The organism is Streptomyces verrucosisporus (assembly GCF_017114865.1).
In the GTDB taxonomy this organism is placed as follows: Bacteria; Actinomycetota; Actinomycetes; order Streptomycetales; family Streptomycetaceae; genus Streptomyces; species Streptomyces fenghuangensis.
Map to the genome: position 1 here is coordinate 93,922 of NZ_JADEYH010000016.1, position 14,518 is coordinate 108,439.

11 protein-coding genes and 1 pseudogene are annotated in these 14,518 nt (G+C 74.3%); 6 read left to right on the forward strand and 6 right to left on the reverse strand.

What is annotated here, in order from left to right; genetic code table 11:
• The first annotated feature begins 18 nt into the window (after nt 1–18).
• Nucleotides 19–3,402, forward strand: a complete 3,384-nt coding sequence (gene scy, locus IQ279_RS18130; RefSeq protein WP_206349613.1) for a polarized growth protein Scy — start codon at nt 19–21, stop codon at nt 3,400–3,402.
• Between the two features lie 123 nt (nt 3,403–3,525).
• Nucleotides 3,526–4,467: a coiled-coil domain-containing protein gene (locus IQ279_RS18135; protein ID WP_206349614.1), complete on the forward strand. Its 942-nt coding sequence runs from the start codon at nt 3,526–3,528 to the stop codon at nt 4,465–4,467.
• A 313-nt stretch (nt 4,468–4,780) separates the two neighbouring features.
• Here IQ279_RS18135 and IQ279_RS18140 read toward each other — a convergent pair whose 3' ends face one another.
• The gene (locus IQ279_RS18140) at nt 4,781–5,104 is read right to left on the reverse strand and encodes an Rv1322 family protein (protein ID WP_206349615.1); all 324 of its coding nucleotides are present in this window, start codon (nt 5,102–5,104) and stop codon (nt 4,781–4,783) included.
• A gap of 317 nt (nt 5,105–5,421) precedes the next feature.
• Between IQ279_RS18140 and IQ279_RS18145 the strand changes: the two genes are divergently transcribed.
• Nucleotides 5,422–6,546 (forward strand): LLM class flavin-dependent oxidoreductase, encoded by a 1,125-nt coding sequence (locus IQ279_RS18145; protein ID WP_206349616.1) that lies wholly within the window; start codon nt 5,422–5,424, stop codon nt 6,544–6,546.
• A 33-nt stretch (nt 6,547–6,579) separates the two neighbouring features.
• Here the strand turns inward: IQ279_RS18145 and IQ279_RS18150 are convergent, their stop codons facing one another.
• Entirely contained in the window at nt 6,580–6,972 is a 393-nt protein-coding gene (locus IQ279_RS18150) for an SCO5389 family protein (RefSeq protein WP_206349617.1), read from the reverse strand.
• Between the two features lie 230 nt (nt 6,973–7,202).
• Between IQ279_RS18150 and nucS the strand changes: the two genes are divergently transcribed.
• Complete coding sequence (gene nucS, locus IQ279_RS18155) at nt 7,203–7,874, forward strand: endonuclease NucS (RefSeq protein WP_206349618.1); 672 nt, start codon at nt 7,203–7,205, stop codon at nt 7,872–7,874.
• Nucleotides 7,875–7,964: 90 nt separating this feature from the next.
• Here nucS and IQ279_RS18160 read toward each other — a convergent pair whose 3' ends face one another.
• The 3 genes from IQ279_RS18160 to IQ279_RS18170 form a co-directional block, all read right to left on the reverse strand.
• Complete coding sequence (locus IQ279_RS18160) at nt 7,965–10,643, reverse strand: ATP-binding protein (protein WP_206349619.1); 2,679 nt, start codon at nt 10,641–10,643, stop codon at nt 7,965–7,967.
• 178 nt (nt 10,644–10,821) lie between these two features.
• On the reverse strand, nt 10,822–11,151 hold the full coding sequence (locus tag IQ279_RS18165; RefSeq protein ID WP_206349620.1) for an STAS domain-containing protein: 330 nt from the start codon (nt 11,149–11,151) through the stop codon (nt 10,822–10,824).
• 159 nt (nt 11,152–11,310) lie between these two features.
• Nucleotides 11,311–12,159, reverse strand: a complete 849-nt coding sequence (locus IQ279_RS18170) for a 3-hydroxyacyl-CoA dehydrogenase family protein (protein WP_206349621.1) — start codon at nt 12,157–12,159, stop codon at nt 11,311–11,313.
• A 240-nt stretch (nt 12,160–12,399) separates the two neighbouring features.
• Here IQ279_RS18170 and IQ279_RS18175 point away from each other — a divergent pair, with 240 nt between their 5' ends.
• Nucleotides 12,400–12,972, forward strand: a complete 573-nt coding sequence (locus tag IQ279_RS18175; protein WP_206349622.1) for a cob(I)yrinic acid a,c-diamide adenosyltransferase — start codon at nt 12,400–12,402, stop codon at nt 12,970–12,972.
• 104 nt (nt 12,973–13,076) lie between these two features.
• Here the strand turns inward: IQ279_RS18175 and IQ279_RS18180 are convergent.
• Nucleotides 13,077–13,607: pseudogene (locus IQ279_RS18180) on the reverse strand (hypothetical protein); the annotation flags it as partial.
• A 185-nt stretch (nt 13,608–13,792) separates the two neighbouring features.
• Here IQ279_RS18180 and IQ279_RS18185 point away from each other — a divergent pair.
• Nucleotides 13,793–14,455: a response regulator gene (locus IQ279_RS18185; protein ID WP_206349623.1), complete on the forward strand. Its 663-nt coding sequence runs from the start codon at nt 13,793–13,795 to the stop codon at nt 14,453–14,455.
• The last annotated feature ends 63 nt before the right edge of the window (nt 14,456–14,518 follow it).

The following is a 14,518-nucleotide window of genomic DNA, read 5'->3' on the forward strand; positions in this document are numbered from 1 at the left end:
GACGGATGGGACCGCGCAGTGCGGGGCTACGACCGCTACGAGGCTGACGACCACCTCTCTCAGCTCGAAGCCGAGATGAAGCGGCTGAAGGACGAGCGGGACAAGGCGGTCGACCACGCCGACGACCTCGGCTACCAGGTCGAAGTGCTGCGCGCCAAGCTGCACGAGGCGCGCCGCGCTCTCGCCGCGCGCCCGGCCGGCTACGACAACCTGTCGCACCAGGCCGAGCAGCTGCTGCGCAACGCCCAGGCGCAGGCCGAGCAGTTGCGGGCGGACGCCGAGCGCGAACTGCGCGAGGCCCGGGCCCAGACGCAGCGGATCCTCCAGGAGCACGCCGAGCGGCAGGCCCGTATGGAGGCCGAGCTGCACGCCGAGGCGGTCACCCGCCGCCAGCGGCTGGACGAGGAGCTGGCCGAGCGCCGCGCGACCGTCGAGTCGCACGTCAACGAGAACGTCGCCTGGGCCGAGCAGCTGCGCGCCCGCAGCGAGTCGCAGGCCCGCCGGCTGATGGACGAGGCCCGGGCCGAGGCCGAGCAGACCCTGGCCGCGGCCCGCGCCGAGGTGCAGCGGCTGACCGAGCAGTCCCGGCAGCGCCTGAACTCCGAGGCGGAGGCCGCCAAGGCCGAGGCCGAGCAGGTGCTGCGCCGGGCCCGCGCGGACGCCGAGCGGCTGCTGAACGCGGCCTCCACCCAGGCGCAGGAGGCCACCGAGCACGCCGAGCGGCTGCGCACCTCCACCGCCGCCGAGTCCGAGACCACCCGCCGTGAGGCCACCGCGCTGGCCCGCCAGGCCGAGCAGCGCATGCAGGAGGCCGAGACGGCGCTGCGCGAGGCCCGCGCGGAGGCCGACCGCGTCCTGGCCGAGGCGCGTGAGGCCGCCGCGAAGCGGCTGGCCGACGCCGAGTCGGAGAACGAGCAGCGCGGGCGTACCGCCAAGGCCGAGATCGCGCGCATGGTCGCCGAGGCCACCAAGGCCGCCGAGGCCGCCGAGGCCGAGGCCGAGCAGGTGCGGGCCGACGCCCGCGCCGAGGCCGAGCGGCTGGTCGCCGAGGCCCGCGAGAGCGCCCGCGCCAAGTCGGCCGAGGAGTCGGCCGCCCAGCTCGCCGAGGCCGCGCGCACCGCCGAGGAGGTGCTCACCAAGGCGTCCGAGGAGGCCAAGGCCACCACCCGGGCCGCCACCGAGGAGGCCGAGCGGCTGCGCGCGGAGGCCGAGGCGGAGGCCGACCGGCTGCGCGCCGAGGCGCACGACCTGGCCGAGCAGCTCAAGGGCGCGGCCAAGGACGACACCGAGGAGTACCGCGCCAAGACCGTCGAGCTCCAGGAGGACGCGCGGCGGCTGCGCGGCGAGGCCGAGCAGTTGCGCGCCGACGCGGTCGAGGAGGGCGAGCGGATCCGCGGCGAGGCCCGCCGCGAGGCCGTCCAGCAGATCGAGGAGGCCGCCAGCCGCGCCGAGGAGCTGCTCAGCCAGGCCAAGGCGGACGCCGAGGAGACCCGCGGGGCCGCGGTGGCCGAGGGCGAGCGGGTGCGCACCGAGGCGATCGAGCGGGCCACCGCCCTGCGCCGCCAGGCCGAGGAGACCCTGGAGCGGGCCCGCACCGAGGCCGAGGAGCTGCGGACGGCGGCCGAGCAGCAGGCCGAACGGGCCCGCACCGAGGCCGAGGAGACCGGCCGGCGGCTGCGCGCGGAGGCCGAGGAGGCCGTCGCCGCCCGCCGTGCCGAGGCCGATGGGGAGCTGGAGCGGCTGCGCGGCGAGGCCGAGCAGCGGCTGACCGCCGCCGAGGAGGAGCTGCGCGGGGCCCACGAGGAGGCCGAGCGGCTGCGCGAGGAGACCCGCGCCGAGACCGAGCGGCTGCGCGCGGAGTCGGCACAGCGGCTGCGCACCCTGCGGGAGCAGGCCGAGGAGGAGACCGAGCGGCTGCGCACCGAGGCGGTCTCCGACGCCGCCCAGGCCCGCGCCGAGGGCGAGGCCGTGGCGGTGCGGCTGCGCACCGAGGCGGCGACCGAGGCCGAGCGGCTGCGCGCCGAGGCGCAGGAGACGGCCGACCGGGTGCGGGCGGAGGCGGACGCGGCCGCCGAGCGTATGGGCGCCGAGGCCGCCGAGGCGCTGGCCGCCGCCCAGGAGGAGGCATCCAGGCGCCGCCGCGAGGCCGAGGAGCTACTCACCGGCGCCCGCCAGGAGGCGGACCGGGAGCGGGCACAGGCCCGGGAGCAGAGCGAGGAGTTGCTCGCCTCGGCCCGCAAGCGGGTCGAGGAGGCGCAGGCCGAGGCCGAGCGGCTGGTGGCCGAGGCCGAGCGGCGGGCAGCCGAACTGGTCTCCGCCGCCGAGCAGAAGGCCCAGCAGGTACGCGACTCGGTCGCGGGTCTGCACCAGCAGGCCGAGGAGGAGATCGCCGGTCTGCGCTCCGCGGCCGAGCACGCCGCGGCCGCTCTGCGCCAGGAGGCGAAGGAGGAGACGGACGCCGCCAAGTCGCTGGCGGAGCGCACCGTTTCGGAGGCGATCGCCGAGGCGGACCGGGTCCGGTCCACCGCCGGCGAGGAGGCCGAGCGCACGCGCGCCGAGGCCGACCGCGTACGGGACGAGGCCCGTGAGGCGGCGGCGCGACGGCTGGGCGACGCGGCCGAGCAGGCCGACCGGCTGGTCGCCGAGGCCCGCGAGGAGGCCGTACGCATCGCGGCGTCGGCCGAGGAGCAGGCGGACACCATGGTGGGCGCCGCCCGCAAGGAGGCCGAGCGGCTGGTGGCCGAGGCTCGGACCGAGAGCACCTCGCTGGTGGAGCAGTCCCGCAGCGACTCCGACACCATGCTGGAGGAGGCCCGCCGCGACGCGGGCGCCATCCGGGAGCGGGCCGAGGAGCTGCGTTCGCGCACCGAGGCCGAGGTCGAGGAGCTGCACGAGCGGGCGCGCCGGGAGGCCGCCGAGGCGATGCGGTCCGCCGGCGAGCGTGTGGACAAGCTGGTGAAGGCGGCCGAGGAGCAGCTGGCCGAGGCCGAGGAGAAGGCGCGTCAGGCCCGTTCGGATGCCGACTCCGAGGCGAGCAGGGTCCGTATCGCCGCGGTGCGCAAGGCCGAGGGACTGCTCAAGGAGGCCGAGCAGAAGAAGGCCGCGATCGTCCGGGAGGCCGAGAAGGTACTCGCCGAGGCGGAGGCCGAGGCCAAGCGGACCCTGGAGAAGGGCAAGCGCGAACTGGAGGTGCTGACCCGCCGTCGTGAGGACATCAACGCCGAGATCTCGCGCGTGCAGGACGTGCTGGAGGCCCTGGAGTCCTTCGAGTCACCCGGAAGGGGTAAGTCCGACAAGGGCGGCAAGGGGGGAAAGGGTTCTGACGGGGGATCGAACGGAGCGGTCAAGGCCGGTGCGGGAGCGGGAGCGACACATGGCGGCGGCAAACAGGGCAAGAACTGAGCCACTCGAACGGGCGTACATTCTGCATATCAAACCGGCATCTTCTCGAAGACACGCCGCTTTCCCCCCTAGGATTCCCTCTATCACTCTCCCGTCCGACCCCGTCTGACCGACAGGAACCCCATGAGCGACAACACCTCTCCCTTCGGCTTCGAGCTCGTGCGGCGCGGCTACGACCGCGGTCAGGTGGACGACCGCATCGCGAAGCTCGTCGCCGACCGTGACAATGCGCTGGCCCGTATCGCCTCGCTGGAGAAGCGCATCGAGGAGCTGCACCTCGAGACGCAGAACGCACAGGCGCAGATCAACGACTCCGAGCCGTCGTACGCCGGACTGGGCGCCCGTGTCGAGAAGATCCTCCGTCTCGCCGAGGAGGAGGCCAAGGACCTGCGCGAGGAGGCCCGCCGGGCCGCCGATCAGCACCGGGAGCTGGCCGAGTCCGCCGCGCAGCAGGTGCGCAACGACGCCGAGGCGTACGCCTCCGACCGCAAGGCCAAGGCGGAGGACGAGGGAGCCCGGATCGTCGACAAGGCCAAGGGCGAGGCCGCCACGCTGCGCGCGGACGCGCAGAAGGACGCCCAGGCCAAGCGCGAGGAGGCCGACGCCCTCTTCGAGGACACCCGGGCCAAGGCCGCTCAGGCCGCCGCCGACTTCGAGACCAACCTGGCCAAGCGCCGCGAGCAGTCCGAGCGTGACCTGGCCTCCCGTCAGGCCAAGGCCGAGAAGCGGCTGGCGGAGATCGAGCACCGCGCCGAGCAGCTCCGCCTGGAGGCCGAGAAGCTGCGCACCGACGCCGAGCGCCGCGCCCGCCAGACGGTGGAGACCGCCCAGCGCCAGGCCGAGGACATCGTGGCCGACGCCAACGCCAAGGCCGACCGCATCCGCAGCGAGTCCGAGCGCGAGCTGGCCGCTCTCACCAACCGCCGCGACAGCATCAACGCCCAGCTCACCAACGTCCGCGAGATGCTGGCCACGCTCACCGGCGCGGCCGTCGCCGCGACCGGGCAGCCGAACACCGACGGCGGCGAGGAGTCGCTGGGCGTTCCCGCCCAGCAGTCGCGCTGAGACCGAGCCAGGCCGGCAGGACCGGCAGACGGTGGGACACCGCGCCCCGTACCGCCCTTCGGCGGTACGGGGCGCCGCCGTCTTCCCGTCCCGGCTCCCGGGCGTGCCTCGCCCCACGCGCGCCCCGCGCGGGCCCCACGGGCGGCCCCACCGGCGGACGGGAACCGGACTCCCCCGGTGGTCTCATGGTCCGGACGGGCCCGGCGCCTGCCGTGGCCGCCGGCTCGCGTCACGCTCGCGCTCGCCGCGCTGATCGGCGCGTACGACCGCACCTCCGCCCGCGAAGTCTGACGGACGCCTCCGCCGCGCGGGGTCAGTACCTGGGGGCCTGACGGGACCGCTGGAGCCGTGCGCTCCGGCGGTCCCTGGCGTTCCAGCAGGCCCGGTGCCAGTGCCGCCGGTCTTCCACCCGCCCGTCGCGCTGCCAGGCCACCACGTGCGGCACCCCGGGCGGGATCTCCTGGTCGCAGCCGGGGCAGCGGTAGTGCTTGGCCGCGGACTGCCCGCTGATCTGCCGGACCACCCACTCCTCGCCGCGCCACTCGTCGGTGTGCTCCATGCCGTAGCGGTCGTCCGCCTCCCCGTCGCGGCGGGCGGACCTGCCACCGCCGCGCGGGCGGTTTCGACGCGGGGACAACAGGCACCTCACGTGGTCTCGGGGGCCTTCGGGCCCGTCGGCGGACTGCTCCGTCCAGCCTACGCAGGTCGCGGGCGGCCTTGTGCCGCGCACTCGCGGCACCTCTCCCTCCGTCTCCCCCCGCCCTCCCGCGCGGTCCGAAAAAATTCCCGGCAGGCCGTGCCCTTGGCACGTGTCAGGCGTTGTTGCCTCAAGGGGACCGTCCGGCGGTCCGTTCGGAGGGCCGCCGCAGACCACCGCGGGCCGCCGCAGGCCGTCGCGCGGCGGTGCCGGTACGGCGCCGGGGCGGCCACGGTACCGGGCAGGAGGCTGTGGCGATGCACATCGGGACTTTCGTGCCGGCGGGGCAGTTCCCGGGGCAGGGACAGGGGGAGGCGCTCCATCGCGCCCTGCGCTCGGCGGAAGCCGCCGAGCGGGCCGGCCTGGACTCCGTGTGGGTGGCCGAGCACCACTTCGTCCCCTACGGGGTCTGCCCCTCGGCGATCACCCTGGCCGCGCTGCTGCTGGGGCGCACCCGGCGCATCGAGGTGGGCACGGCCGTGAGCGTGCTCCCCACCGTGCATCCGGTCGCCCTGGGCGAGCAGACCGCGCTGCTGCACCTCGTCTCCGACGGCCGGTTCACCCTCGGCGTCGGCCGCGGCGGTCCCTGGGTGGACCTGGAGGTCTTCGGCGGCGGCGTCGAGGCGTACGAGCGGGGCTTCCCCGAGTCGCTGGACCTGCTGCTGCGCTGGCTGCGCGAGCCGCGCGTCGGCGCGGACGGCGAGCGCTACCGCTTCCGCGAGGTCCCCGTCGTACCGCGCCCGGACCAGGGCCTGGGCGGGCCGGAGGCGCCGCCCGTGCTGGTCGCCTGCACCTCCCCCGCCTCCGTGCGGCTGGCAGCGGCGCGCGGGCTGCCGATGCTGCTGGGGATGCACTGCGGGGACGAGGAGAAGGCGGACATGGTCGCCCTGTGGCGGCGCGAGGCGCTGTCGGCGGGAGCGGACCCGGAGGCCGTGGCGGCGGCCGGGCACGTGTCGGCCGGTGTGGCGCAGGTGGCCGACACCCGCGACGAGGCCGTGGAGACGCTCACCAAGGCGATGCCCGGCTGGCTGCGCCAGGGCCTGGAGGCCCACACGACCGTGGACGGCCGGGCGCGTTCGATGCGCGACCCGCTCGCCTACACCGAGCTGCTGTGCTCGTTGCACCCGGTCGGCCCGCCCCGGCTGTGCGCGGCCCGGCTCGCGGCCACCGCCGAACGAACCGGGATCGGCCGGTTCGCGCTGCTCGTCGAGGGATCCGGAGACCTGGCCGCCACCGAGCTGAACGTCCGGCGGTTGGGCTCCGAGGTGCTGCCGCTCCTCCCCCGAGCAGCGGCAGCTCCCGTGCCGTCGGGCACAGCGCCGGACACAGCTGCGAACACACCGCCGGACGACGAGGGCGCGGAGACGGACACGGCGCCCTGACCGGCCGCCGACCCGCTCGCCGTCCGTCCGCGGTCAGCAGTCGCGCAGTTCCGGCGACTGGTTGAGGAGCTGGCCGCGGACGGAGGTGAAGCGGGCGAGCCGCTCGTCCGCGGAGGAGTCCACCGGGAAGACCGCGACCCGGTGGCAGTTCTGGAAGGCCAGTCTCACCCCGAAGTGGCGCTCCAGCGCGCCGCGTATCGCGTCGCTGGCGAGTGCGCGCAGCAGCTGACCCCGCGCCCGCTCGTCCGGCGGCGGCGTCTGGTTGTCGGCGAACTCCCCGCCGTCCACCCTGAGCTGGGCCACCAGAGAACTGATCATGTCCCATGCGTAGGGCAGGGACGTACGGACGCAGTCGACGAAGGCCGCCTCATCGACCTCGCCTCGCTCGGCCTGCTCCAGGAGGGCCGGTGAGACGTCGAGCGACATGGGTTCTCCTCTCGCGATCCCGGGCATACCAGGACCTCAGGGACGGGCTGTCGGGGCTGCGCGTAACCGGACGATCTCGTACGGCGACCCCCGGGCTGCAACGTTATGCCCGCACGTACCGCCGCACCAGGCTTGTGGGCACACAACCAGCCACGCTCGAACGGTGATCGAACGGGGAGAAGCAGGGGCGAATCGCGTGGACCGCCCGCCGTCCAGTAGCGTGACCGACCATGCGTCTCGTCATCGCCCGCTGCTCCGTGGACTACGCCGGAAGGCTCACCGCCCACCTCCCCCCGGCTCCCCGCCTCATCCTGGTGAAGGCCGACGGATCGGTCTCGGTCCATGCGGACGACAGGGCATACAAGCCCCTCAACTGGATGTCTCCGCCGTGCACCCTCAAAGAGGGCGAGGAGGACGGTGTCGGCGTCTGGACGGTGGTCAACAAATCGGGGGAGAAACTCATCATCACCATGGAGGAGGTCCTGCACGACTCCTCGCACGAACTCGGCGTCGATCCCGGCCTGATCAAGGACGGTGTGGAGGCGCACCTTCAGGAACTCCTCGCTGACCGAATGGAGACCCTCGGCGAGGGATGGTCGCTGATACGGCGTGAGTACCCCACCGCCATCGGGCCGGTGGACATACTGTGCCGGGACGCGGAGGGGACCACCGTCGCGATCGAGATCAAGCGGCGAGGCGAGATCGACGGCGTCGAGCAGCTCACCCGTTATCTGGAACTGCTCAACCGCGACCCTCACCTCGCCCCGGTGCGGGGGGTGTTCGCGGCCCAGGAGATCAAGCCGCAGGCGCGCGTGCTGGCCACGGACCGCGGCATCGACTGCGTCGTCCTCGACTACGACGCGCTGCGCGGCATCGAGGACGACAAGCTGCGGCTGTTCTGACCACTCCGGGCTGCCCGGTGCGCACGCCGGGGCCGTGACCGCGCGTCGAGCGCGGTCACGGCCCCGGCGTGCGTGGCTTCCGGACCCGGATCAGATGACCGTGCTCTCCACGGAGCCCCGGGACGCCTGATCGCCGCTCGGCGCGGCGGTGCTCGGCGCGGGTCCGCTGGCACTAGTGGTGCCCGACGGAGGATCGGTGTCATCCGGGCTCCCGGTAGGGTCCTCCGGCTCGGTGGTCGGGTCCTCCGGCTCGGTGGTCGGGTCCTCCGGCTCGTCTGCTGTCTCTGTCGGTTCGGTGGGCGGCTTCTTGGTGGGCGTCGGCTCGCTCGACCTGGTCGGCGTCCTGCTGGGCTCCCCCCCGCCCCCGGAGGTCGTGCCCTTCTCCTCCTCCGTCTCCCCGGACGCGTCGTCCGGCTCGGAGGCCTCCGGGGAGGCCGAGCCCGTCCCGCTGCCGGACGGTCCGCCGGGGACGGCCGGCGCGCTGCTCGCCCCCGGCTTCTCCCCCCGCTCGTCGCTGGAGCTCGGCGCGGGCTCGTCGACGGTGATGCCGTCGTCCTCCCGGGAGGTGACCGCCGGGTTGACGCTGCCGGCGGGCTCCTCACTCCCCGAGGTCATGCCGATGGTGACGACCGTGCCCACCAGCGCGGCCAGCAGGGCGCCCGCGCCCGCCGCGAAGACGTTGCGCCGGGTTCCCCGCAGGGCCAGCCCGCGCGGGCCGCGACGGCCGTCGTCCGGGCCGTCCTCGCCGTACGCGGGCCGTACGAACGGTGTTGGCCGGGTCAGCGCCTCGCTGCCGAAGGTGCCGTCGCCGGGCGTCTCGTCGAAGGCGCTGCCCACCGTCACCGGCGGAACCGCCAGGGCGGGCGGGAGCTTGTCGAGTGCCGGTGTACCGCCGGTGCTCTGCGGTCCGGGCGGGGTCTGCGCCGCGGGCGGGGTCTGCGCCACGGACGGCGGCGGAAAGGCCCCGGGCGGCTTCGCCGTGCTCTGGCGTCCGGGGAGGGCGGGCGCGGCGGGGGCACCGGGCGCGGCGGACGGTACGACGACGGCGGGCAGCGGCCCACCGGGGGCCTTGCCGGCGCCCCCGGGCCCCCCGGCCTCCTTGCCTGCCCTGTCCGCCTTGCCCGGGCCGCCCTCGGCCTCGATCGCGAAGCGGTCCTCGACCAGGGCCAGCGCGCGTCGTCCGGCGACCGTGCCCCGGCGGTCCGCGAGCACTCCGCGCAGCCCGATGGACGCCTCTAGTTCGGCACGGGCCCGGTCCAGGTGGCCGGTGCACAGGGCGAGCACGCCGAGGTCGTGGTGGAAGTACGCCTCCTCGGCGACCTCGCCCGCCGTGCGCGCCGCCTCCTGGCCGCCGCGCAGGATCCGCTCCCAGGAGCCCCAGTGCAGCGAGGCGGCGAGCATGGGCGCGGCGGTGCGGGCCAGCAGCACGGCCGCGCTCGCGTGGCCGCCTCGCTTGGCTCCCTGGACGGCGGCGAGCACCGCCTCGGCCTCCTGCGCCGCCCGCTCCGGGGTGACCGAGGGGTGGCCGGTCCACCAGGCGTAGTGCTGGGCGGCGGTGCGGGCGCGGTCGTCGGCTCCGTCGGCGTATCCGGCGTCGGCCAGTTGCCCGGCCACGTCCGGGGCGAGCCGGTAGTACGTGCCGGCGGTGGTGACCAGGCCGCAGGCGAGCAGTTCGCCCAGGGAGGCGTCGGCGTCGGCGTCGTCCACCAGCGCGGGCAGATGGGCCGGGTGCGGCAGCACTCCGCCGAGCGCCACGGCGAAGCGCAGCACCTCGCGGGTGCTGCCGGACAGCCGGGCGGCCAGGAGTGCGGCGGGGGCCGCGCCCTCGGCCAGCGTCGGCAGCGGTGCGCCGGCCCGGCCGCTCCCCCCGGTGCCGCCGGCGTCCTCGACGTTTCCGCTGTCCGCCTCGCCGCCGTCACCACCGTCACCACCGGCCGCGGCCTCCGCGTCGCGCTGCCGCAGCAGCGCGCCGGCCTGGACGAAGCGCAGCGGCAGTCCCTCGGACTCGAACCACAGGTCTCCGACCCAGGCCGCCTCGTCCTCGGTCAGCGGGCGGCGCACGATGTGCTCCATCAGCTCCCGGCAGGCGGCCCGGCTGATGCCCGAGAGGGCGATCTCCTCCAGGGGCGCGTCGGCGGAGGGTGCGGGGGCGCCGGGCGCGGCCGTGACCAGGAAGGCGCACTCGGGGGTGGCGTCGAGGAGGGAGTCGAGCGCCTGGCCGCCGAACTCGACGTCGTCCAGCAGGACGACCGCGCCCACGCCGCGCACCGCCTCCTCCAGCTCGGCGCGGTCGGGGCGGTGCCGGGGCGCGTCGTGGACGGCGGCGAACAGCTCGTACAGCACGTCCGAGGCCGTGCGCCGGCAGCCGCTGAGCCGGATGACGCCGTCCGGGGCGAGGTCGGCGCACTCGGCGGCCACGGCGGCCAGCAGGGAGCTGCGTCCGGAGCCGGGCGCCCCGGTGAGCCGGACCGAACGTCCGCGCCTGAGCAGCTGGAGGAGGCGCTCGCGCTCCGCCGTGCGCTCCAGCAGCGGCAGGTCGGGCAGGGAGATCCCGGTCGGGAGCGGGGCCACGGCGGCACGTTCCCGCTCGGCGCGGGACTCCGGGGTGCGCCTGCTGGGCGCGCCGGGGTGCTCACCGGGCGGGCAGGGCTCGATCTCGCTGCCGTCGACGGGGTTGACGGTCAGCAGGTACTCGCCCGCTATGAGCGGGATCGCGCGGGTGGTGCTCCCGCTGTCCTGTTCCTCGGGTCCCCGGTCGTTCGGGTCCATGGTGGGTGCCCCCAGATGCGGTGCGTACTCGAAGCTCAGCTCTCCAGGGCCGACCGTACGCTGGCCTTCGCTCGTGGTCCGGTGGCCGTCCGCAGCGCAGTGTAGGCGGCGGGTTCCAGAACCCTATTGCCTGGCCCGGGAGTGGGGGCAAGCCCGGACGGGAGCCCTGACCCAATAGTTATGGCTTGGTCAGCGTCCCGCCCTCGGCGAGCCCGCCTCCCTCGATGGCCAGGATGCGGTGCAGACGGGTGGCCACCAGCAGGCGCTGCATCTGGGGCGGCACGTCCCGCAGGACGAGGCGGCGCCCGCACCGGCCCGCCCGCCGGTGCGCGCCCATGATCACGCCGAGGCCGGTGGCGTCCCACGAGTCCAGCTCGGCGAGGTCCAGCACGAGATCGCCCTCCCCGGAGTCGACCGCGGTGTGCAGGACCGAACGGGCGTCCGCCGCGTTGCGGACGTCGAGGCGACCTCCGACGACCAGTTCAGCGTGGTCGCCCCTGATGTGCATATCCGCTCCCCCGGAAAAGAAGTGGTCCGTCTGTGACTGTTGTCTGCCTATGTCTCACCACAACTGACTGCCTGTTCGGCGGCGGAGTTTCCGTCCGCCGCCGAATCGACACCGAATTCACCCGTAGAGGCGACCCGTCTGTGTGCCGTACGGGTTCGTTCAGTAGCGGTAGAAGCCCTGACCGCTCTTGCGGCCGATGTCCCCGGCGTCCACCATGCGCCGCATCCCCTCCGGCGGGGCGAACTTCTCGTCCTGCGACTCGGTGTAGATGTTCTCCGTGGCGTGCAGCAGGATGTCGACGCCGGTGAGGTCCGCGGTGGCCAGCGGGCCCATGGCGTGCCCGAAGCCCAGCTTGCAGGCGATGTCGATGTCCTCGGCGGTCGCCACGCCCGACTCGTGGAGCTTGGCGGCCTCGACGACCAGGGCGGAGATCAGCCGGGTGGTGACGAAGCCCGCGACATCCCGGTTGACGACGATACAGGTCTTGCCGACGCCCTCGGCGAACTCCCTTGCCGCCGCCAGGGTTTCGTCGCTCGTCTTGTACCCGCGCACCAGCTCGCACAGCCGCATCATCGGCACCGGGGAGAAGAAGTGGGTGCCCACGACCCGCTCGGGGCGCTCCGTCACCGCCGCGATCTTGGTGATCGGGATGGCGGAGGTGTTGGAGGCGAGCACGGCCTCGTCCTTCACCAGGCCGTCGAGCGTGCGGAAGATCTCCTGCTTGACGTCGATCCGCTCGAAGACGGCCTCGACCACGATGTCGGCCTCGGACACGGCGTCGAGATCGGTGGTGGCGGTGATGCGGCCGAGCGCCGCCTCCGCGTCCTCGGCGCTCAGCTTCCCCTTGGAGACGAACTTGTCGTAGGAGGCCCGGATCCCGTCCGTGCCGCGCCCGAGCGCCTCGTCGGTGACGTCGCGCAGCACCACGTCCCAGCCTGCCTGGGCGGAGACCTGGGCGATGCCCGATCCCATGAGTCCGGCTCCGATGACGGCGAGCTTCTTGGCCACGTGTATGTCCCCTCTGCGGCTTTGCGGTGCGACTCTCAGGCGGACCCTAGCGCCCGTGAGCGCGCGGTGGGCGGGGAAGAGATGCGCGTCACGTCTCACATGGCGGACATCACACTCGCGCGGGTCATTCGGTCGACCGCCGCGCGCAGTTGGGCGCTGTGGCGGGCGGGACGGGCGGCGGTCCCGTGACGGTGGGCACACCTGCGCTCGGCGGGGCCCGCGCGTGGCTAGGCTCGGTCCATGGTCAATCTGACACGCATCTACACGCGCACCGGCGACGACGGCACCACCGCCCTCGGCGACATGAGCCGTACCGCCAAGACCGACTCCCGCATCTCCGCCTACGCCGACGCGAACGAGGCCAACGCCGCGATCGGGGTGGCCATCGCGCTCGGCGATCTGCCCGAGGAGATCACCAAGGTCCTGGTCCGGGTGCAGAACGACCTGTTCGACGTGGGTGCGGACCTGGCCACGCCGGTGGCGGAGAACCCCGAGTACCCGCCGCTGCGGGTGCGGCAGAGCTACATCGACAAGCTGGAGGCGGACTGCGACCGCTTCCTGGCGGATCTGGAGAAGCTGCGCAGCTTCATCCTGCCGGGCGGCACCCCGGGAGCGGCCCTGCTCCACCAGGCGTGCACGGTCGTCCGCCGTGCCGAGCGCTCGACGTGGGCGGCGCTGGAGGAGCACGGCGAGGTCATGAACCGTCTGACGGCCACCTACCTCAACCGGCTGTCGGACCTGCTGTTCATCCTGGCCAGGTCCGCCAACAAGGAGGTGGGCGACATCCTCTGGGTCCCCGGCGAGAACCGCTGACGCGCGGGGGCCGCGGCCGCCGGCGCGCGGAGCCCCCGCCCCCTCTCCCTCTTCCGAGGACGGGGGCTCCGGCCGTCTCCGGCACGTGATGCCGGCGCGGGGCTTCAGTGCCCGGCCGTCTCCCGGTCGGCGGGCAGGGCGCCGGCGGGGTCACGCGGTTCACCGGAGGGCGCCTTCGGCTTCTTGGGCCAGAGCGTGTAACCGGCCGCGATGACCACGCTGACGCCGATGACGCCGATGACGAAGAGCATCTTGTGCTGCCACTGCACCAGGGACTCGCTCCGCCCGGCGTCGCCGACGTACCGGACCGCGCCCTGGAGCAGTGCCAGGGCGATCACCGCGCCGAGCACCGAGCGGGCGCACATCTTCCACTCGTGGACGGCGCGCGCCGTCCCGTACTTCGGCGGCCTCATCGGCGGCGGACCGCCCGCGAAGCGGTGGGCGAAGTGCCCGTCGGCCCACTTGACCATGTAGTGACCGTAGGCCGCGGTGAAGCCGATGTAGACGGCCGCCAGGCCGTGCTTCCAGTCGCCCTCGGCACCGTTCCTCAGGTCGATCGCGGTGACGACCAGCAGCACCACCTCCAGCAGCGGCTCGCACAGCAGCACGGCGGCGCCCAGGCGGGGTTTGCGGGCGGCGCCTTCGGCGCGGGCCCGGCCGAGGCGGCCGGCGGCACACGGTGGGAGGTGCGGGCGGTGCTGCCCCTGGGGGACGCCGTACGCGGCGTCGCGGACGGCGGGACCGGTGGGGCCGGCGGGGCCGGTGGGGCCGGTGGGGCCGGTGGGGCCGGTGGGGCCGGAACGAGGAGAGGGGACGGGGCATGACCATCCGGGTGCTCGTGGCCGAGGACCAGTCGGCGGTGCGCGCCGGACTCGTCCTGATCCTGCGCGGTGCGCCGGACATCGAGGTGGTCGGGGAGGCGCCGGACGGCGAGGAGGCGGTGCGGCTGGCCCGTGAACTCCGGCCGGATCTGGTGCTGATGGATGTGCGGATGCCGCGTCTGGACGGGGTCTCGGCGACCGAGCGGGTGGTCGGCGAGGGGCTGGCCGATGTGCTGGTGCTGACCACCTTCGACCTCGACGCGTACGTCTTCGGTGCGCTGCGCGCGGGCGCCGCGGGCTTCCTGCTCAAGGACAGCGAGGCGGCGCAACTGGTGGACGCGGTACGGGCGGTGGCACGCGGTGAGGGCGTGATCGCCCCGGTCGTGACGCGGCGGCTGATCCGGGAGTTCGCCCGCTCCTCCACCGCGCCCGGGGGCGGTCGCCGGGCCGACCCCGCCGTGCTCGACGCACTCACCCGGCGTGAGCGCGAGGTGCTGGCGTGCCTGGGTGAGGGGCTGTCCAACGCGGAGGTCGCCGCGCGACTGTCGATGGCGGAGGCGACGGTGAAGACGCACGTCAGCAGGCTGCTGGCGAAGCTGGAGCTGCGCAGCAGGGTGCAGGCCGCGGTGCTGGCGCGGGAGTTGGGGGTGACCGGGGAATGAATTCCTCATTGGTGCATACCTGTTGACCGGTGGTCCAGACCAATCTACGCTCCAGGTCAACTG